The following is a 20,804-nucleotide window of genomic DNA, read 5'->3' as shown; positions in this document are numbered from 1 at the left end:
CTGGGCCCTGAAAGAGCCGGGCCAGGCGGGGTCGGTTGAGCCTAGTTCACATGGGCGTCATGTGCTCAGGCCTGGACTCTGTCGTTGCTGCCGGTTGCCACCGTTCAAGGCGACGGGCGAAAAGGAAGCGCGATTCTACGGCTTGCGACCGATTTGCCCAAGGGGCCAGGGCCTGCGACGAGACGCCGCAGGGCTATTGCTCGAACAGCCGTTCGTGCACCCAACCGTTGTTGGTCAGCACCATCACGCGCTTTTCCCGCGCCGGCGTTTGATGGGTCGCCAGCGCATTACCCAGATCACGGATGTTGGCCCTGACCTGGTCATTGGCCGCCCAGTCAGGCAGCCCGGTGACCTTGTAGGCATAGGTCACATCGGACACGGTGTGCCCCCTCATCTGGCCCGGCTCGCTGAACTGCTCGATCGCCGTGACCTCGGCCTTGCCGAAGCACAGCCCGCCGCGGGTCTGGCCGTTGAGCATCTTCTGCGCACCCGCCTTGTAGTACTTGCGGCCTTCCTCGGTGAGGTCATAGGCGTAGTAGATATCGGTGCGGGCCGGCTGCCACAGGCGCTCCGGTACTTCGACGCGAGCGATTTCCTTCTCGCTGACGATTCCGACCCCGGCCAGCGCATGCAGCGCCTTGTTGGTGCCGGTGACGTCGAAGTCCTGGGTCTTGGCGGGGAAGTCAGTGACCACGAAGCAATGGGGATACTGCGTGTCGAGGTAAGCCTGGGCCGCCTTGCGGAAATTGGCCTCGTTGGCGTTGTGGGTGTCCGAGCAGCCGGCCAGGGTGGCCAGCAGCGCCAGCGGTGCGATCGTCCTGTACATGATCATGCGTCCTTGGGAGGCAAGTTAACCGGTGGGCGGCATTAGAACCCACGGGCTAGAGCGGCGCAATCATGGCAGTACGGCATCTGGACAGGGTTCACAAAGCGGCGCTCAATGATGCCCTTGCGGCTCCCGGGTATCGATGCTGACCACCACCGACATCCCCGGGCGCAAGCGCGCAGCATCCGGTTGGTCGGGGTCGACGGTGATACGCACGGGGATGCGCTGGGCGATCTTGACGAAGTTGCCCGTGGCATTGTCGGCCTGCAGCAGGGCGAACTCCGAGCCGGTGGCCGGCGAAATCTGTTGCACATGGCCGTACAGCTTCAGGTGGTTCAAGGCATCGACAGTGAAGCTCACCGGCTGGCCGATACGCACGTCGGCCATCTGGGTTTCCTTCATGTTGGCGATCACCCACAGGGTATCGGGCACCAGCGCCATCAGTTGCGCGCCCGAGTTGACGTAGGCCCCCAGGCGCGTGCCGATCTGCCCCAGCTGGCCGTCACGCGGGGCGGTGACGCGGGTGTTGTCGAGGTCGATGCGGGCCAGTTCGACGGCGGCCTTGGCGTTTTCCACCGAGGCCTCCAGCGAGGCGCGGTTGACGATCACCGTTTCCCGGTCCTGTCGGGCGATTTCCAGCGCGGCCTTGGCCTGGGCCAGGCTGGCGACGGCGGCAGCCTCGCTGGCGCGGGCCAGGTCCAGCGCGCTGCGCGACACCGAACCATCGCTGACCAGGGCCTGGTTGCGGCCGAGGTCCGCCTTGGCCTTGGTCGCCTGGGCCGCGGCATCGCCGATCGCCGCCTGGCGCTGGGCGATGGTGGCTTCGGCACTGTTGCGCTGCTGCAGGTTGTTGGCCAGCGCGGCCTGCTGCTGTTGCAGTTGGGCGATGGCCTGGGCCAGGCGCTGTTTGTAGATGCGGTCGTCCAGCTGCACCAGCAGGTCGCCGGCCTTGACGAACTGGAAGTCATGCACCGGCACGTCGACGACATATCCGCTCAGCTGCGGGCCGATGATCGTCACCTGGCCGCGGACCAGGGCGTTTTCGGTGCTTTCGATGGTGCTGCTGAAGGGTGGCAGGTTCCAGGCGTAGAGCACCAGCAGGATGCCGGCCAGGGCCACACAGGCGAAGCTGATCGAGGACAGGATGCGCACCCGCCGTGTGCGTACCGGGCTGGTCGGTTCGCTGGGCGGCGTGCTGCCTTCCGGGGTTTCGGCGATGGCGGTGGTGGTCGTGGTGCGGGTTTGTTCGGTCATCGGTGGGCAGTACCGCGGGTGGAGTCGGATGAAGCAACCTGGCGGGCGACATACCATAGCCAGGAGCCGCGAAGGGTAATCCAGATCATGGTCAGCACGGCGATGCTGCCGATCAGTACGAACACATCGTTGTAGGCCATCACGTTGGCCTCGCGGGTGGCGGCGCTGGCCAGTACGCGCATGCCGGCCTCGCTGCGCAATGCCGGGTCGGCGAGGACCCCGGCGTAACCGGCGCCGCCACTTTGCACGCGGGCATTGACCAGCGGTTCGAGGTAGCTGAGGCGGTCCATCAGGTGGCTGGAGTGGAACTTCTCGCGCCAGGTCTGGAAGGTGCCCAGCAGCGCTGCGCCGATCAGGCCGCCGAGGTTGTTGCAGATGCCGAACAGCACCGAGAAACTCACCAGGTTGCGTGGGTTGGCACGCACGTGGCTGATGCCCAGGGCCATGGACGGGCCGAGGAAGAAGGTGCTGCCGAAGGCCAGCAGGAACTGGCTGAAGTACATCTGTGCCGGGCGCGTGAGGTTGCTTGAACTGCTATCCATGAACGCCCCGGTGGCCATCGCCAGCAACGAGATGAACAGCGGGATCACCAGGTGCTTGGGATCGATGGTCAATGCGCTGGTGGCCAGGCCCGCCACGGCGCCGAGCAGCATGATCCAGTACAGCGAGCGCATCTGCTCGCTGCCCATGTTCAGCAGCTGCAGAAAGCCCACGGCGCCGGTGGATTGCTCCGAGGTGACCATGCGGATCAGGATGACGCACAAGCCCAGGCGGATGATCGCGCCACTGCCCAGCCAGCGTGTCATCAGCAGCGGGTTCTGGCGGTTATGCTCGATCGCCAGGCCAGTGAAGATCAAGGCGATCGAAGCGGCCAGGGCGACGCCGATCCAGGGCGCTTCCAGCCACCAGTCGATACGCCCGAGCGACAGCGCGGCGCACAGTAGGGCGACGCCGCCGGCCATCAAGGTAAAGGTGAGAAAGTCCAGCGGCTCGAACGTCTTGAAGCGGTCACCGGGCGGCAGCTTGAGCAGCAACACGCAGCCCAGCGCAGCCAGTGCCAGGCCCAGTTCGAACAGGTACAGCCCACGCCATTCGGCGATCTGCAGCAGGTCTTCGGAGAAGATTCGCGCCAGCGGCAGGGCCAATTGCGAGGCACCCAGGCCCAGCACCATGGCCTTGAGCCGCCAGCGTTCAGGGAATGCCTGGATCATGTAGTAAAGGCCCAGCGAACTGAGCGCTGCGCCGACCATGCCATGGGCGGCGCGCACGGCGATGGCCGAGTTGAGGTCGTTGACAAACAGGTGGGCGAAGGTGACCAGGGCGTAGAGCACCAGGAACACCTCGGTGAAGGCGCGCAGGCCGAACTGCTGGCGAAACTTGACCAGCAGCAGGTTGATCGACACGTTGGTCATCACATAGGCCGCCGGCAACCAGGCCATCTCGGCGCTGGTCGCGCCCAGCGCGCCTTGCAGGAATACCAGGTTGGCGGTGACCAGTGCGTTACCCAGGCCACCGGTAATCGCCACCAGCAGGCCAACCACGCCGAACGCCAGGCGCTTGGCCGGCGTGTGCAGGGGCGTGGAAGGGGAGCCGGGGAGGCTGGGCTTCTCGTGCGGGAGCCACTGGCGTGGGGTGTATTTGTCCATGGCACCGACTGTACTTGAGGGGGTATGGGTGTGGAAACAGGTGTTCGCCTTGAGATTTATTGCGCCTGTGAGATCAAGCGCCGCCCGCGCGGCGCATCGCGGGCAAGCCCGCTCCCACATCTGTTTCGGGCCAATCTGTCCTGTACCGCCAACAGGATCCGCCTTGGAGCATGACTGGAGACAGGTGGGGCGGCCTCAGCGTCCACCGAGATGCATCGACATGCCAACAAGGCGGTCCCTGTTGGCCTCATAGGAGTGATTGGCCCGAAACAGATGTGGGAGCGGGCTTGCCCGCGATGCGCCGCGCGGGCGGCGCTCGATCTCCCAGGCGCTGACAAACTCAAGACCTACCCCTAATGGCCCACCACCATCGCAGTGAACGGCGCCACATAGGCTTGCAAGGTCACCAGGCAACCCACCAGCACCGCCAGCACGATCGAGTGGAAGAACACATACCGCAGGATCTCGCCCTCATGCCCATACCAGCGGGTCGCGGTGGAGGCCACGACGATCGACTGCGCATCGACCATCTTGCCCATCACCCCACCGGAGCTGTTGGCGGCCGCCATCAGCACCGGGCTCAGCCCCAACTGCTCCGCCGTCACCCGCTGCAGGCCGCCGAACAGCACGTTGGAGGCCGTGTCCGAGCCGGTAAGCGCCACGCCGAGCCAACCGAGCAGGGTACCGAACATCGGGTAGAAGATGCCCGTGGCGGCAAACGCCAAACCCATGGTCGCGTCCAGCCCCGAGTAGCGCGTGAGGAAGCCCAGCGCCAGCATCGCGACGATGGTGATCAGCGAATAGCGCACCACCCACAGCGTGCGCAGGTATTGCCGCCCCAGCTCCAGCGGCGAATACCCCATCAACAGCCCGCCGAGGATGGCCGCGAGGAAGATGCCGCTGCCGGTGGCGGTGAACCAGGTGAACTTGTACTGGGCGTCTTCTTTCTTCGGTGCGGGCACCACGGGTGGCATTTTTTCGATCTGCTGGTGGATCGAGTCAAAGGTGAATACCGGGGCGAACACCGGGTTGGCTTCACGCAGTGGCTTGCCCTGCGGGTCGAGCATCGCCGCGCCGCTGGCCGGGTCGAGTGCCGGGCGGGTGTCGAACAGGTTCTTGAAGCCCGCCGTGCCCCAGGCGAACACGAACACGGTCAGGATGATCCAGGGCAACCAGGCCTTGAACACGCTGCGCTGCCCGCTCTGGGTGAAGGTCGTCGCGGCAGCGGCCTTGCCGTCGTCTTCGACCTTGGAATTGTCGACCCGCCCGGTGAGCGCCGCCGAGGTATGCACACTGGCCGGCTTCCACACCCGCAGGAAGCCGGTGAGGCAGGCCATGGAGATCAGCGCGGCGATCACGTCCACCAGCATCGGCCCGTGGAAGTTCGACACCAGGTACTGCGGCACTGCGAACGTCACCCCGGCCACCAGGATCGCCGGCCATACTTCGAGCATCTTGCGCCAGCCGGCAAAGGCCCAGATCAGCCAGAACGGCACGATCACCGAAAAGAACGGCAGTTGCCGACCGACCATGGCCGACAGTTCCATTTCATCCAGCCCGGTGACCTTGGCCAGGGTGATGATCGGCGTGCCGAGCGCGCCGAATGCCACCGGCGCAGTGTTGGCGATCAACGCCAGCCCGGACGCCGCCAGCGGCGAGAAGCCCAGGCCGATGAGGATCGCCCCGGTCACCGCCACTGGCGTGCCGAAGCCGGCAGCACCCTCGAAGAACGCACCGAAGCAGAAGGCGATCAGCAACAGTTGCAGGCGGCGATCGTCGGTGATGCGCGCCAGCGAATCCTGCAGCACCTTGAACGAGCCGTTCTCGGTGGTGAGCCGGTGCAGGAAGATGATGTTGAGCACGATCCAGCCGATCGGCAGCAGGCCGTTGGCCGCGCCGTACAACGCCGCCGAGCCTGCCATGCTGGCCGGCATGCCGAAGGCGAAGATCGAGATCAGCAGCGCCGAGCCCAGGGCGAGCAGGGCGGCGATGTGCGCTTTGATGTGGAAGAAGGCCAATGCCGCCAGCATCACCACCACCGGTACGGCGGCCATGAGCGTCGAGAGCACGGGGCTTGCGAACGGGTCGTAGATTTGCTGCCAGACCATTTGCCACCTCGGTTGTTGTTATGTGAGGTATTGCGATTTTGGGCAGTCGGCACGCAAGGATGCCAAGGGAAGTATAGGAAGGAATTTTTCTCCTGCGCCGGCCTCTTCGCGGGGCAAGCCCGCTCCCACAGGATCTGCACATACTCTGAGGGTAGCGAAATACTTGTGGGAGCGGGCTTGCCCCGCGAAGAGGCCGGCATAGGCGCTACAAGGCTCGAGCAAGAAACTCGGCAGTCCGGCTGTCTTCACAACCAGCCACCCCATCAGGCGTACCACTGGCCACCACCCGGCCCCCGGCATCCCCGGCTCCCGGCCCGATGTCGATCACCCAGTCACTCTGCGCCACCACACGCATGTCGTGCTCGACCACCACCACGCTGTGCCCGGCATCGACCAAGCGGTTGAGCTGCACCAGCAAGCGGTCGATATCCTGCGGGTGCAGCCCGTTGGTAGGTTCGTCCAGCACGTACAAGGTCGCCCCCCGGGCCACGCGCTGCAGCTCGGTGGCCAGTTTGATCCGCTGCGCCTCGCCACCGGAGAGCTCGGTCGCCGGCTGCCCCAGGCGCAGGTAGCCCAGGCCGATGTCCTGCAGCACCTGCAGGCAACGGCGTGCCGCCGGCTGCTCGGCGAACACCTCCAGCGCCTGCTCGACCGTCAGTTGCAGCACGTGGGCGATGTTCATCCCTTGCCAGCTCACCGCCAGCGTCTCGGGGTTGTAGCGAGCGCCGTGGCAGACCGGGCAGGGCGCGTAGACGCTGGGCATGAACAGCAGTTCGACGCTGACGAAGCCCTCGCCCTCGCAGTGCTCGCAACGGCCCTTGGCCACGTTGAACGAGAAACGCCCGGCATCGAAACCGCGGACCTTGGCCTGTTCGGTGGCGGCGAACAGCTTGCGCACATGATCGAACAGCCCGGTGTAGGTTGCCAGGTTGGAGCGTGGCGTGCGGCCGATCGGCTTCTGGTCCACCTGCACCAGCCGCCTGATGCTGTCGAGGCCGGCAGTGACACGCCCGGCGCTGTATTGCTCGGGCTCGTCTTCAAGGCTTTGCTCGTCAGCCTCGGCCTTCTGCCCGGCATGACCGAGGTGGGCACCGACCAGCTCCAGCAGGGCCTGGCTGACCAGGCTCGACTTGCCCGAACCGGAAATACCCGTGACCGAGGTGAAGCAGCCCAGCGGGAAGCGGGCGCTGAGGTTGTCGAGGTTGTTGCGGGTGATGCCTTCCAGCACCAGCCAGTCGTGTGGCTGGCGTGGCGTGCGCGCATGGCGCTGCTGCTCGGCGAACAGGTAGGCGGCAGTACGCGAGGCTTCGACCTGCGCCAGGCCGGCCGGCGGGCCACTGTAGAGAATCTGCCCGCCATGCTCGCCGGCAGCGGGGCCGACGTCCACCAGCCAGTCGGCGCGGCGCATGGTGTCCAGGTCATGCTCCACTACATATACCGAGTTACCCGCCTGCTTGAGCCGCTGCAAGGCCTCGAACAGCGCTTCGCTGTCGGCCGGGTGCAGGCCGGCGGAAGGCTCGTCAAGGACGTAGATCACGCCAAACAGCTGCGAGTTGAGCTGGGTGGCCAGGCGCAGGCGTTGCAGCTCGCCGAACGACAGTGTCGGCGTGCTGCGCTCCAGTGCCAGGTAGCCCAGGCCCAGGTCGATCAGGGTGTCGATACGTTCCAGCAGTTCATGGGCGATGCGTTGCGCGGCCAGGCGCTTTTCCAGGGTCAGGTTGTCGTCGTGCTGCTCCAGATAGCCCGGCGCTGCAACCTGGCGGAACACCTCGGCCAGTGCCTGCAACGGCAGCCGCGACAGCTCACCAATGTCGCGGCCGGCAAAGGTCACCTCCAGCGCCGCCGCCTTGAGCCGCTTGCCCTGGCACAGCGGGCACGGGCTGGGGCGCATGTACTGCGACACGCGCTTGCGCATCTGTGCGCTCTGCGAGTGCATGAAGGTATGCAGCACATAGCGCCGGGCACCACTGAAGGTGCCCTGGTAGCTCGGTTCCAGCTTGCGCTTGAGTGCGGCGCGGGTCTGCGCTGGCGTCAGGCCTGCGTACACCGGCACGGTGGGCGTTTCTTCGGTGTAGAGAATCCAGTCGCGCTGCTCCTGCGGCAGGTCGCGCCAGGGGATGTCGACGTCATAGCCCAGGGTCACCAGAATGTCGCGCAGGTTCTGCCCCTGCCAGGCCATCGGCCACGCTGCCACCGCACGCTCGCGGATGGTCAGCGACGGGTCGGGGACCATGGTCGCCTCGGTTACCTCGTAGACCCGGCCCAGCCCATGGCATTCGGGGCAGGCGCCTTGCGGGGTATTGGGCGAAAAGTCCTCGGCGTACAGCATCGGCTGCCCGGCCGGGTAGCTGCCGGCGCGTGAGTAGAGCATGCGGATCGAGCTGGAAAGCGTGGTGACGCTGCCCACCGACGAGCGCGCGCTGGGCGTGCCGCGTTGCTGTTGCAGGGCCACCGCCGGGGGCAGGCCTTCGATGGCATCGACATCCGGCACGCCGACCTGGTCGATCAGGCGCCGGGCATAGGGGGCGACCGATTCGAAGTAGCGGCGTTGGGCCTCGGCGTAGAGGGTGGAGAAGGCCAGCGAAGACTTGCCCGAGCCGGACACCCCGGTGAACACCACCAGGGCGTCGCGGGGGATGTCGACGTCGATGTTCTTGAGGTTGTGCTCGCGGGCGCCACGGACGCGGATGAAGCCGGTGGAAGTGGGCTGGCGGGGCGACATGGGGCGGTCCTTGGTAATGAGTAACGCCCAAGGTAGCAGCATTTTCGGTGGCTGTGCCGGCCTCTTCGCGGATTTACCCGCGAAGAGGCCGGCAAGCCTGGCGCGAGGTCAGGACCTGGGCTCGCGGGTACCCAGCACATCGCGGATGTTATCGACCACGTTACTGTCCTTGATCACATCGCTCAGCCAGCCTTCCAGCGGCATGTTGCCCCACTTGATGGCGCGTTCGATCAGGTAGGGCACCGGGCTTTGCGGCTCGCTCTGCTTGAAGAACTGGGCAATGCCCGCGAGCATGGTGAAGGCCTCGTCGCGGGTCAGGGGCGTGGTGCGCATGGGCGCAGGCGCGGTGGCCTGGACGGGCGTGTTCATCGGTTCACCTGCTTCGCTGGAGGGGGCAACGGTGGCGACGGGTTCTGCGGCCGGGGTGACAACCGGGTGCAGTTCGACGCCGCGGTCCTTGAGCAGTTTTTCGGCCAGCTGGCTGGCACGCGACAGCATGTCGGCGAGGCTGGCGAAGCTGGGCGCCTCGTGGCCGAACAGGCGGTCGGTGCAAGCCTGCAGGCGGTTGCAGGCCTGCAGGCTGGCGGCAATCTGCAAGGCCTTGGCGCGCAAATGCTCGGTATCGCTCAGGGCGACCGAGCGCTGGAAGATCTCGGCATTGATCTTGCCTTCGTTCAGCGCGGTCTGCATCGCCTTGGGGTTCTGCAAGGCGAGGTTTTCTACATGGCGTGATTCGTCATAGCGCAGCACGCCAAAATTCTGCCCTTGGGTAATGGGCAAGCCACCGGCAATGTCGGTGAGCGTGGTCTTGAGCCAGGAAAGTCGCGCGGCGCGCTCCTCCAGGCCGTCTTCGAGCGACGGATAGACGCTGTCCCAGAACGTGTCGAGGATACGTTCGGTCAGCTCCAGGCCGAAACTGATGCCTTCGAAATGCTCGCGTTGGGCCAGGCCTTCACAGAGCCAGGCGACCAGCATCAGGTCCTTGCTCTGTTGCGCCAGCCCCTGGGCCGAAAGGGCGATGACCTGTTCCCAGTCGGCGGTTTTCAGGTCGGTCTGCCAGTCGCCCTGGGTCAGGTAGTCAGGGTCTGCCCGGCGCGCCTCCTTGATCTGGTCGAACAAGGCAGAGAAGCTCAAGTCTTCGCCACTGCCACCGTCGATCGGTGCGGCCAGCTCGGCCAGCGAAAGGTCATTGAGGATTTCAGGCATAAAACACTCTGGTCAGGGGAGGGAAGCAGCGCGCCGGGCCAGCCGGCACGCTGCGGAACATGGGCCGCCTGCGCGGCCCATGGGCAAGCAAGTACTTAAGCGAACACTTTGTTCTTGGTGCGGTCCCAGCCACCGACGATGTTGCCACCAGCTTGGCCGTCGGTGCGGTTCTGCTGGGTGTAGGTGGTCTTGATGCGGGCGAAGTTGAAGCTGATCTCTTCGATCGGCAGGTCGCTTACCGACTTGTCTTCACCGTTCTGGTTGCCACCGGCGACGAACTTGACCGACGACACCACGACTTCTTCCATGTCGATGGTCAGGTAGGTGATTTTGTCGCCACCGGCACGGTTGACGTTCAGCTTCAGCTTGGCGATGTGCTTGCCGGTGCAGCAGTGTTCGAACAGCTTGGCCGAAGCCTTGTCGACTGCCTTGCGGATCTTGAAGTCGCTCAGGGCAACACGCTCGGAGGACGCACCGCCGGAGGAGCTGGCGGTCGCCGAGGTGGCCTGGGTGGCGCCGTACTCGTAGCCCAGCACTTCGATCCAGTCCTTGTGCTTGTCGTCCAGTACTTCGCCTGGGATGCCGTCGATTTGGATATACGCGTCAAAAGCCATTGTGAAACTCTCCATTAACATCATTTGAAGGGTTGCTCATGCACCCCTTGGTTTTGACCTCGCCGAACACGTCGGCAGAGGTAGCTTGCCGCCCTCCGGGCCTCCTCCTGTGAGGCCCGGGTGGCCGGTTCTTGCGACGCGGCCTCAGTTGAGCCCGCGCACTTCGATTTCCACCCTTCGGTTGGGCTCCAGGCACTTGATCAGCTGCGCCCGTGGCTGTTGCATGTCGCAGTTGACCAGCGGCTTGCGGCTGCCTTCACCCTGGGCCACCACCAGCTCGGCGGGCACGCCCTTGCCGACCAGGTAGGTACGAATGGTCTGTGCCCGTTGCCTGGACACCTGCAGGTTGCCCTGGCTGTCGCCGAGCTGGTCGGCGTGGCCAGAAATGACGATCTTGCCGATGTTGGGGGTATTGAGCAGTTTGCTGGCGATGGCGCTCAGCTGGTTCTGGCCTTCGTTCTTCAGGCTCTGGAAGTCGGCGCGGCCAAAGGCGAACAGCGTGTCGGACTCCAGCGTGATGGTCTCGATCGAGCGCAGCGACTGGGCCCGCAGGCTGTCGATGTAGTTGCGCGAACTGGACATCAGGAAGGCGTTTTCGAGGATGCGTGGCACGTCCGGCTCACGGATCTGGTCGCTGTAGAAGTTGATCTGGCGGCTGGCGTACAGGTAGTCCTGGTTGCCGCCTTCGCTGCTGGCCGCCGCCATGCTCTTGCCAGTCTGGCGGGCGATGGCCGGGTACCAGTAGTCCGGCAGGCGCGCCTTGAGGAATGCCGGGTCGGCCTTCTCGCGCTGGGCTGGCGACAGCATCACGTAGGTGTCCAGGGTCGCCTTGCCGAAGTCGGCGATCGACTGGGCGCGGTTGTCATGCGGCAGCGCTTCGACCTGGACGCTGTCGACCCCGCTCACCGGCTGCAGCTCACGGGCGTTGCGCTGGTAGACCTTGAGCGTGGTCAGCAGGTACAGGGTGCGGGTGAGGTTGTCGGCCGTGGGCTTGAGCATCACGTTCTGCAGGGTGGCGAAGTAGCGGGTGCGCAGGATCGGCTCCACCTGATGGCCATGGTACAGGCCCAGCCGCATGCCCAGGGGCACGCCCTGTTCATGGTGCTGCTGGTAGTAGTGCGCAGTCCAGAAACGCAGGCGGTCAAGGCTGCGCCAGGCGGTGTATTGGCCGCTGGCAGCCTTGTCTTCGGCCTTGGCCTGGGCCAGTTCGCCGGAGATGCTCGCCAACGTGGCGCGGTTGTTCAGGTACGACCAGCCCCACAGGCTGCACAGCACCAGGCCCGCCAGGCTGGCCGCGCCCACCCAGGCGGCCTTGCGCCGGCGTTCGCGGTGGTTGCTGGTGTACAGCGCCACCAAGTGCTGGTCGGGGATGATCACCTTGCGGAACAGGCTGTTGATGAACAGTGGCGCGGGGTGGCTGCCGGTACCGGCGGCGTTGGCGTCGTGTTCCAGGGCAAAACGTTCGGCCACCTGCTGGCCGTGGCTGCCCCAGCGGGCTTCGTCAGCCTCCAGCGCTGCGGTGAAATAGAAGCCGCGGAGCATTTCCGCATTCTGGTAAGGGTTGGCTCGTAGCAGGCTGTCGACGAACCGTTGCAGGCGCGGCTTGAGCGCAGCCAGCTCCAGCGGGAAGCGGTAGGCGGCGTCATTCTGCCGGGTCACCTGGATGTCCTGCTGCACCAGCTGCTGGCTTGCGACTTGCTGCCAGTAACCGGTCAGCTCGTCCATCGCCCTGCCGAAGCGCTGGCCCCAATCGGCCTGCTCGTAACCCTTGTGCGAGAAGGTCTTGCCCATCACTTCGCCACGTGCGGCATCGTCCAGCTGGCGGTAGAACGGGGTGAAGCCGGGGATCAGGTCGCACTTGGTGAACACCAGGTAGATCGGCAGGCGCACTTCCAGCAGTGCGCAGCTTTCCTGAATGCGTTCGCGCAGGCGTTTGGCCACGCGTTCCTGGTCTTCGGCCGAACCGTGCAGGATGTCGGCGATGCTGACGCTGACGATCAGGCCATTGAGCGGGCGGCGCTGGCGATGTTGACGCAGCAGTTGCAGGAAGCCGCGCCACTTGCCGGCTTCTTCGGGGCTGTTCATGTAACGCCCGGCAGTGTCCAGCAGTACCGCTTCGGAGCTGAAGAACCAGTCGCAGTTTCGGGTGCCACCCAGGCCCGAGACCCGTGCACCTTCGCGCTCGGCATAGGGGAAGTTCAGGCCCGATTGCAGAATCATGGTGCTTTTGCCTGCGGCCGGCTGGCCGATTACCAGGTACCAGGGCAGGGTATACAGCGCATCCTTGGCGGCGGTGCCACGCGGCTTGTTGCTGTGCAGGCGCTCGATGCTCTGCAGCAGGCGCTCGCGCAGCAGGCTGATTTCTTCACGGTCGGCCGGGGTGGCATTGAGCACGGCCTGGTCGGCGTCGTCGCGCAGCAGGCCTTCGAGGTTGTGGTGCTGGCCGGCACCCCGGTACAGCAGCAGTACATAGCCCGCCGACAGCAGCAGGAACACGCCGATACCTGCCAGCAGGCTGTGCAGCGAGGCGAAGCCCAGGGCGCGGCCGATGGCCCAGACCAGGAAGATCGCCAGGAAGAACGCGACCCCCAGCAGGTAGGGTTGGTAACGCAGGCAGTAGTACTTGATCTTGTTCATACGGGCGTCGCATCCAGCGCATCGACGAACTGGTCGATGACGTGTTCAAGAGGTCGGTCATAGTCATGTTTGCGCGGTGCCGCCGCCAGCGGGCCAAGCATCGCCAGGTGCTGATGCGCGTCGGCGCAGCCGCTGAGCAGGCGATAAGCGCTGCTGGTGTGGCGCGACGGGAAGCAATACAGCCGTGGGTGCATGAAGTCGTCGGCCAGCAGGCTCACCGCTGGCACGCTCGGGTGGCCGCTCATGCGCGTCAGCCAGGTCAGCCAGAGGTCGGCCGTGGGGTTCTTCAGGCCGCGCTCGGCCGGCAGCGGCAGTTCGAGGCCGCCGTCGAAGTCTGCATGCAGCGCGGTGTGGCTGGCCTGCAGCCGCGCCAGCGCAGTGGCGCTGTCGAAGCTTGGCCAGGAACCGTGCAAGGCGCGGGCGACATCGGCAAAGCTGAAGTCGTGCAGGAACTTGGCGTGCACCCGGCGGAACAGATCGAGGTCCTGAGCCTGCAGCGGGCGCAGGGCCTTGATCCGCTCGAACAGGCCGGCGCTGTCGGCGCCTTGCACCGCCTCCTGCAGCAATGGCTTGATCTGCGCGCTGAACAGCTCACCCAGGGTGAACGGATTGAGCAACGCCGTACCTTCCTCGCCCTTGAGCAGCTGGAAGATGAAGAACGGATAGCGCCGCTGGCTGGTGTCACGCGAGCTGAGCAGGCCACCGAGCAGCCAGTTGCCGTTGCGTGCACGGTAGTTGAAGAAGCACCTCGGCAATGCGTCGAACAACGCCTGCCAGTCTTCGCGGTGGCGCATGGCCGCCAGCGAGGACTGCAGCCAGGCGTCGAACTCGCAGACTTCCTCCGCCGCCCCATGCAGGCTGACGAAGTCCGCGCTCGACGGGAGCTTGCCGAAGCATCCGATCATTGCGCGCCCCTGTCGTTGAGGGCGCTGAGGGCCTTGACGTCACCCAGGTCGGTCAGCTTGACCCCGCCGAAGTTACGCACCAGCAGGCTCACGCGGCCGTTGGCGGTGTTCCAGCTGAAGCGCTGCTGGATACCGTCGAGGTCTTCGACCCGGGCGCTTTCGTTCATGCGCAGCAGGCCCCAGCGCCCAGGGAAGTCGAACACGGTGACCCGTGCGCCGCTCAGGGTGACCACGTCCAGGCGCGCGCCCGGGGCATTGCTGGTGCCAGGCCAGGCAAAGCGGTTCCAGCTGCTGCGGCCGTTGCGGTAGTGCTGTTCCTGGCCATCGAGGGTGAACACGATGTCGGTAAAGCTGGCCGAAGGTTCGAGCATGATCTCGAAACCGTTGTCACGGTCTGACAGGCTGGCGATCACCTGGCCCACCGAGCTGGCCTTGTCGATGCTGTTGAGCATGCCCGGCCTGACCAGCGCCGGTGCCTTGCCATCGCCCACGCCCAGGCCTTCGCCGCCGGCCAGGTTGCCGATTTCGTTGCGTTTGAAGGCCGGCAGCAGGCCGCTGTCCGGGTCGACAAAACGCTGCAGGTCTTTAACCGACGCCTCGTTGCGGCTGCCGCCGGCAATCGGGTAACGGTGCGCCATGACCTGCTCCCACGGCTTGGCGATCTGCTGCGCCCAGGCTTTGGCGATCTGCTGTCCGGCCGGGTCGCGCAGCGTCGCCCAGGCATACTGGATCGGCAGGCTGAACAGCCCCTGCAGCGAGCGCGACAGGCCGTCCTGGCTGGTATCGACGCTGCTCTCGACATAGTTGCGCACGGTGGTCACTTCGCTTGGCTGGCCCTCGAGCGTTTCGCTGATCAGCTGCTTGCTGCTCTTGCCGACATCCTGCGAGCGCTGGATGTTGTTCATGCGTACCTTCAGCTTGCGCAGTGCGGCCAGGTAACGGTCCATGATGGTGCTGTCGGCACCCTCGGCGTTGTTCGCGGCGAACACCCGCGCCACGGGCTCGAAGCGCTTGGCCAGGCTGCCGTCATCGACCGCCGGCAGGACGGGAGCGACGTTGACGGGGAGGGCGTCTTTGTTGTCGAGCAGGCCGGTGACCTTGCTCCAGAAACCGTCCTCGCGGGTGGCACCCGGCGTCGGGATGGCAGCCTTGACCGGCAGGTCCCACTGGGTGTTGTCATTGACGGCCGCCAGCAGGTTCTTGACTGGCGAGTTCTGCACGTCGCTGAGCAGGCCCAGTTGTTGGGTGGCCGAGGCCAGGTCGGCGAAGGGGCGCACGCCGACACTGCTGACCATCTTGTACCAGGCCTGGGTGTAGTCACGCTTGTAGCGGGTCATGAACTCGCGAACGAAGTTGGCCTTCTGCACGATGGCGTCGCCACCTTCGCCATCCAGAACCCAGTCCGACTCGTTGCGCAGGTTGCCCGACACCAGCTTGATCAGCTCGGGCTTGACGAAGGTGTCCCAGCCCTGGCGAGTGTAGATCGCCGGTACGCCAGCGGAGCCGTACAGCAGTGCGCGGCCCGGTTGCGGCACCAGGTCGTTGAGGCTCAGCGCTGGGAACTGGCGGCTCGATTCAAGCTGCAGGCGCAGGTATTCGCGATCGACCAGCGAGCTGGAGATCATGAACGACTTGAGGTTTTCCCGGGTTTCGTTGATCAGCTGTTCGTTACGTGGCAACGACGGTGCCTCGCCCTGTTCCAGCAGCTGCACATACAGCGGGGCGTTCTCCTCGATCACACCGGCATCGGCCGGGGTGCCTTCACCGGCAGCGCTGGCCCAGGCCTGGTGCAGGTTGGCAGCGACGAACGCCGGATCCGGATGAGCCTGGGGCTCGGTCAGCAGCAGGTACAGCTTGAGGGTGTTGTAGGCGTCGATGATCGACGCCACTTGCTGCTCGTCAAGGCGTCCGAGCATTTCCTCGGACAGCGACAGGCCGCCAGTGGTGGCCGACACTTCCGCAGCATCGCTGGCGGTGGCCAGGTTGACCTTGGCGGCGTAGGCGCCGACGCGGGTATTGCCCAGCGCAGCCTGTGCCCTGGCGGCGACAGCCGGCGCCAATGGCTTGCCATTGCGCTTCTTCGGCTGCGGCGCCGGGGTGAACTCCAGCGCCTGGTTGATGCCGCTGGCGAAGGTGAGGTCATTGGGTGCGCGTTGAAAGGGAGGGCAAGGTTGCCCGTCCGTCATCCCTGCGAAGGCTTCTCCCCCATGCGCGCTTTGAGCTTGCGCAGGGTAGGGGGCTCGCCTCCCGTCAGCTCGATGCGGAACTCGGCGAAAGCGTGCTCGAGATCGGCATACTGCTGCAGCCCTTCTTCGGTGAACAGGTAGCGCCCGGGGATGTTACGCCACTCCATTGGAGTGCGGATGCGCTCCTGATCTGCCGCCTTCAGTAGTGGTCCCAGTGCGACGCTCAGCTTCATCGCGGCAGGATCCTGCGCCTTCATGCTGTCGATGATCAGGCGCAGCTTCAGAGACTTCTGTTTGAGGGTTTCGGTATTCATGTTCAGCCCTGGTTGGGCGGTTTCAAAAGCTGAGCGATCAGGTCAGTTCAGCGGCCATCGACCTGTACGCAAACGTCCTTGCCATCGATAACCTTGCATGGCCAGTTATCGTTGATGTAGTGATCCGGCTTGAAACACACGCGTTCATCGTTGACCCAGAACAGCTGCCAGGCAGAGCCCGAAATCAGCAGCTTCGAGCAGGGTGAATAGCCTCTGCCAAGCAGCGCAAGTGTGGTCAAAATCATCACGGCAGGGACGACGTAGAGCAGCGTCTTCAGCGAAAGGCCGAACATCAGTGTCTGGAAGCGGTGCAGCCGTGAGCCTGCCGGTGGGTCGAATTTTTTCCCTGTCCAGGCACATATCGCACAACCAACCAGCAGAATTGCCACCCCCGGCGGTGCCATGAGCAGGCCGAACGCGAGGTAAGGCGTTTCCACGACAGGCGCGCCACGTAGCAGCCTGCCGTACAGTGGGAACAGGTAGTTGATGTAGGCGTAGACCGAGAAGGCCGCGACCGACAGCATGGCGATGATCATGCCGATAGCCAGCAGCCTGATCTTGAGGGGCGAAAGCCCAGCGGGCATCTGTGAAGAGCGTGTATTCATCGTCAGAATTTAGGCAGGTTGAACGTGGGCAGCGATGGCAGGGAGGGCATCGACGGCAGCTTGGGGGCGCTCGGCCAGCTTGGCAGATCGAGCCCGTCGGGGCGTAGCTTGCGAATGACCCAAGACTTGGCCTCGTCGTAAAGTTCGTCGGCAATTCTGCCGGCGATGTTGGCGGCAGTTTGCTCGGCGTAGCGCCGCAAGTCGCCCGGTTTGATCTCGGTGATCGTCTTGTGGATTGCCTCGATATGGTCCACTGCATAACGCAGGCCGGCCTTCACCGCATTCTTGATGCCGTAATGGTTGTCCAGTGCGTTCAGCCCGAGGCCCACGGCGAAGACCACGAGTGCACCGGCAATGACCGGAGCGGCTGCTGCCGTGAACAGGGCTCCAGCCGCCAGTGCAGCAGCGTAGCCGAGCGCCGAGGCGATACCGGCCTTGATCAGCTCAACGCCAATACCGCCAAACAGGTCGCTCATGACATGCTCGTCGGCAAATACCCATTCTGCGACTTCAATGGCGACGGCCACATAACAGGACAACTTGAAGCCTTTGATGGACGAACCGCGCACACCGTACTTGCCGATGCCCATACTGACCAACTTGGCGTTCTGGATGCCATAACGGGGCGCGTTGAGCGTCTTGCGCAAGCCTGGGTAGCCGGTGAGGATCACGTACTGCTTGCCGTTGCGTACGGTGTAGCGGACTTTCGTGCCCAGCCCGTTCATGTCGCGAATGAAAGCGGCAGTGTTTTTCAGATCCCAGGCGGCCATGGCCGTGGGCACGCCCCAGGTCGTATTGACGAAGGTGTGGGGCAGGCCGTTGTAAGTGGATTTCACGTCCTGCCAGGTGCCGGCGAGCATGTGGCCCTGGGTGCGCGGGCACACTTGCGGAGCCTGCGTTGCGCCGTGTGTTCGCTGGGCGAACTGGGCTTGCGCATGGAAGTCTTCGATCGACATGATCACCATCTCACGGTGATTCTGATCCATCTCCCGGTCCAGTTGGCTGAGTTGGTTTTCACTCACGCTCATGGCGATTCTCCCTGAAATTCGCAGTGTAATGCCTCATGGCTGGGCGCAAGGAGCCTACACCGCTGATGTCCGGCAGATCAAACCAATGGACACAATACGATGTAATTAATCGAGAAAGCGCCGACTGCTCCACAGCCCGCGGTGCCGCTTCTCGTAGAGGCATTTTGGCGTCAGCTTGATGGCATCTGGCTTATCGCCATCATTTGACAGCCTCGGTCAAGCACGTTTTCATTGGAAGATTTCCAGCTTGGTGCAGGATGCATTGACATGATTACGGACGCCCTCGAATCGATCCTTACGCAGCATCAACGTCTGTTTACCTTCGACTCGCCGTTGCCTCCCGAACAAGAACTGCAACTGCTGAGCTTCAGCGGCCGCGAGGCGATTTCGGAGCTGTTCAGTTTTCAGGTACAGCTGATTTCCCAGGATGCGCGCATCGAGCTGAAGAAGCTCATCGGCAAGAAAGTGACGGTAGGGATCGCGCTGGCTGATGGCAGCACACGCTATATCAGTGCGCACGTGTCGGACTTCGTTCATACGGGTGCCGACGGCGGCATTGCCAATTACACTGCCGAACTCGTGCCGTGGATATGGATCCTCAGCCGTCGCCGCGACTCGCGTATATTCCAGGACAAAACCACCGAGCAAATCGTCAAGGACGTCTTTGCGTACTACCTGACCCTGGCCGAGTACGAGTTCCGCCTGAGCCAGCCGCTCAAACCGATCAGCTACTGCACCCAGTACCAGGAATCGGACCTCAACTTCGTGTTGCGCTTGCTCGAGCAGGAAGGGCTGTTTTTCACCTTCGAGCATTCCCAGGAAGGCCATCGCATGATCATCAGCGATGACAGCAGCATGCTTCCGCAGCTCGAGCGCCAACCGCTGATTCGTTACCACAGTGCTTCAGTCACCGAAACCGCAGACTCGATCACCAAATGGTCTTCCGCGCGGCGGATGCAACCAACGCGCCTGGCCTTGAAATCGTTCGACTACAAGCAACCGGGCAACCCGCACCTGGTGCAGTTGAATTCCGTCAACCAGCAGGGCGAGGTCGGCCAGTACGAAGTCTTCGAATACGAAGGCCTCTACGGCTACGCCGACGCCGATGAAGGCGTGCGCAAGGCGCGGCGTCGGCTGGAGGCGATGGAAGTGGACGGCAAGACGTTCCATGGCGAGAGCAACTGTCGCGCCATGGAGCCTGGCCACTACTTTGAACTGAGCCAGCATTACGATCACGACAATGATGCCCCGGATGACCGGCAGTTTCTGCTGCTTTCGGTTACCCACTGGGGGCAGAACAACTACACCAACGAGGGTGAAGCAGGTTACCGCAACGGCTTCAGCTGCATTCGCCGGAAAATTCCGTTCCGCCCTGCATTGAACACGCCCAGGGCGGGCATCAGCGGGCCGCAGACAGCCATCGTCGTCGGCCCTCCCGGCGAAGAGATCTACACCGATGAACTGGGCCGGGTGAAATTGCAGTTTCACTGGGACCGCAATGGCGAGTTCAACGACCAGAGTTCCTGCTGGGTACGCGTGGCCCAATCCGGTGCCAGCGGTGGCTTCGGCAGTATTCTGATCCCACGCGTAGGCGACGAAGTGGTCGTGGTTTTCCTCGACGGCAACCCGGACCGCCCGCTGATCATGGGCAGCCTGTACAACAGCACCAATACCCCGCCATGGTCGCTGCCGGCGAACAAGACCCAGAGCGGTTTCCTGACCCGCTCGATGAAGGGTGATGGCGGTACCGCCAACTTCTTCCGCTTCGAGGACAAGGCCGGCGCCGAGCAGATCATCATGCACGCCGAGCGCAACATGGATACCGAGATCGAGCTGGATGAGACCCATGATGTGGGGAACAACCGGACGATCACGGTCGGTGGGGCGCACACGGAAATCATCAAGAAAGATACGGTGGTGAACGTCAAGGAGGGGGCTTACACCTTGCAGGTGGACAACAAGTTCATCCAGGTGAGCGCCAAAGAGAGCATCCTGCTCCAGGTCGGCACTAGCAAGATAACTCTCAAACCGGACGGCATCACCATCGAAGCAGACAGCATCGACATTCTGGGCAAGAACACCTTTGTCAAAGGTGACCGGGTCGACATCAACGAGTAGGGCGTAGCGTGATGATCAGGGGAAACATCTACGACAGGCTCTCGCAGAGGCGAGAGGCCGCCGAGGCGCTTGCCCGGCAGCAGGCCGAGGAAGCGCGCATTGAGGCGCAAGCTACGGTAGAGGCTGCTCCACCGCCACAGCCACTGCTGATGGAGGCAGAGCAGAACGCATTGCGTATTGCAGGCTTGAACATGCTCATGCCTCAAGGTTTCGCTTTTCGTGATATCGACACCACGCTGGAGTTTGCCGGTTGCCATGTGCAATTCAGCGCCCGCCGCCGCCCTGCGCCTGATGGGCTTGAACTTGATAATGCGGTCGAGTTGTTTATCAAAAAACTGTGCGAGCGACATGCAGAACTGATCCCGGTGCGTCAAGCCGAAGCCTTGTTGGCTGGCCACCCTGCGATCAGCCTCGACTACCAGTTCAATGCAGGCCAGGAGCGCCGGCACGGTCGCGCCGTGTGCACGATCATCGCTTCTGCAGACGGCAACAAACGGCAGTGGCTGAACGTGTCTACGGTAATCAACCCGGACCAACCACAACTGGCCGATTGGCTCATCGCATTCGACGCCATGCTGGCTGGTATGACCGCTCAGTAAGGTTCAAATCTTTTCACGTTTTCATGGAACATTCAG

Annotated in this window: 14 protein-coding genes and 1 pseudogene; 2 read left to right on the top strand and 13 right to left on the bottom strand. The window is 63.9% G+C overall.

Annotation, left to right across the window (positions count from 1 at the left end):
• Positions 1–193 precede the first annotated feature (193 nt).
• The 13 genes and pseudogenes from L6D64_RS15140 to L6D64_RS15080 form a co-directional block, all read right to left on the bottom strand.
• Positions 194–826 carry a hypothetical protein gene (locus L6D64_RS15140; protein ID WP_176507265.1) on the bottom strand — a complete coding sequence of 211 codons (633 nt, stop codon included), beginning with the start codon at positions 824–826 and terminating at the stop codon, positions 194–196.
• A 111-nt stretch (positions 827–937) separates the two neighbouring features.
• Positions 938–2,080, bottom strand: coding sequence for an HlyD family secretion protein (locus L6D64_RS15135; protein WP_176507264.1), 1,143 nt, complete (start codon positions 2,078–2,080; stop codon positions 938–940).
• Positions 2,077–3,726, bottom strand: coding sequence for an MFS transporter (locus L6D64_RS15130; RefSeq protein WP_176507263.1), 1,650 nt, complete (start codon positions 3,724–3,726; stop codon positions 2,077–2,079). Before L6D64_RS15130 ends, L6D64_RS15135 begins: the two co-directional genes overlap by 4 nt.
• Before the next feature lie 353 nt (positions 3,727–4,079).
• A complete protein-coding gene (locus L6D64_RS15125) occupies positions 4,080–5,834 on the bottom strand; it encodes an L-lactate permease (RefSeq protein ID WP_176507262.1) in 1,755 nt (584 codons plus the stop codon).
• A gap of 205 nt (positions 5,835–6,039) precedes the next feature.
• Positions 6,040–8,556 (bottom strand): excinuclease ABC subunit UvrA, encoded by a 2,517-nt coding sequence (gene uvrA, locus L6D64_RS15120; protein WP_176507261.1) that lies wholly within the window; start codon positions 8,554–8,556, stop codon positions 6,040–6,042.
• A gap of 108 nt (positions 8,557–8,664) precedes the next feature.
• Positions 8,665–9,762: a type VI secretion system protein TssA gene (tssA, locus tag L6D64_RS15115; RefSeq protein ID WP_176507260.1), complete on the bottom strand. Its 1,098-nt coding sequence runs from the start codon at positions 9,760–9,762 to the stop codon at positions 8,665–8,667.
• Between the two features lie 95 nt (positions 9,763–9,857).
• On the bottom strand, positions 9,858–10,376 hold the full coding sequence (locus L6D64_RS15110; RefSeq protein WP_176507259.1) for an Hcp family type VI secretion system effector: 519 nt from the start codon (positions 10,374–10,376) through the stop codon (positions 9,858–9,860).
• A gap of 144 nt (positions 10,377–10,520) precedes the next feature.
• The gene (gene tssM, locus L6D64_RS15105; protein ID WP_176507258.1) at positions 10,521–13,013 is read right to left on the bottom strand and encodes a type VI secretion system membrane subunit TssM; all 2,493 of its coding nucleotides are present in this window, start codon (positions 13,011–13,013) and stop codon (positions 10,521–10,523) included.
• Positions 13,010–13,918 (bottom strand): type VI secretion system-associated protein TagF, encoded by a 909-nt coding sequence (gene tagF, locus L6D64_RS15100; RefSeq protein WP_176507257.1) that lies wholly within the window; start codon positions 13,916–13,918, stop codon positions 13,010–13,012. The genes tssM and tagF overlap by 4 nt, the downstream gene beginning before the upstream one ends.
• Positions 13,915–16,053 (bottom strand): annotated as a pseudogene (locus L6D64_RS15095) (ImcF-related family protein); the annotation flags it as partial. The pseudogene L6D64_RS15095 and the gene tagF, both read right to left, overlap by 4 nt.
• 47 nt (positions 16,054–16,100) lie before the next feature.
• Positions 16,101–16,418 carry a hypothetical protein gene (locus tag L6D64_RS15090; protein WP_176507256.1) on the bottom strand — a complete coding sequence of 106 codons (318 nt, stop codon included), beginning with the start codon at positions 16,416–16,418 and terminating at the stop codon, positions 16,101–16,103.
• A 47-nt stretch (positions 16,419–16,465) separates the two neighbouring features.
• On the bottom strand, positions 16,466–16,954 hold the full coding sequence (locus L6D64_RS15085) for a hypothetical protein (RefSeq protein ID WP_236192491.1): 489 nt from the start codon (positions 16,952–16,954) through the stop codon (positions 16,466–16,468).
• 71 nt (positions 16,955–17,025) lie between these two features.
• The gene (locus L6D64_RS15080) at positions 17,026–18,051 is read right to left on the bottom strand and encodes a hypothetical protein (RefSeq protein ID WP_176507255.1); all 1,026 of its coding nucleotides are present in this window, start codon (positions 18,049–18,051) and stop codon (positions 17,026–17,028) included.
• A 267-nt stretch (positions 18,052–18,318) separates the two neighbouring features.
• On the opposite strand from L6D64_RS15080, the gene L6D64_RS15075 reads away from it, so the two are divergent.
• Together L6D64_RS15075 and L6D64_RS15070 are read left to right on the top strand one after the other, a co-directional pair.
• Positions 18,319–20,169 carry a type VI secretion system Vgr family protein gene (locus L6D64_RS15075; RefSeq protein ID WP_176507254.1) on the top strand — a complete coding sequence of 617 codons (1,851 nt, stop codon included), beginning with the start codon at positions 18,319–18,321 and terminating at the stop codon, positions 20,167–20,169.
• Positions 20,170–20,180: 11 nt separating this feature from the next.
• On the top strand, positions 20,181–20,768 hold the full coding sequence (locus L6D64_RS15070) for a hypothetical protein (protein WP_176507253.1): 588 nt from the start codon (positions 20,181–20,183) through the stop codon (positions 20,766–20,768).
• Positions 20,769–20,804 lie beyond the last annotated feature (36 nt).

This window comes from Pseudomonas urethralis, from assembly GCF_021602465.1.
In the GTDB taxonomy this organism is placed as follows: Bacteria; Pseudomonadota; Gammaproteobacteria; order Pseudomonadales; family Pseudomonadaceae; genus Aquipseudomonas; species Aquipseudomonas vlassakiae.
The sequence above is the reverse complement of the archived record's forward strand: the minus strand, read 5'-3'. Positions and strand labels throughout refer to the sequence as shown.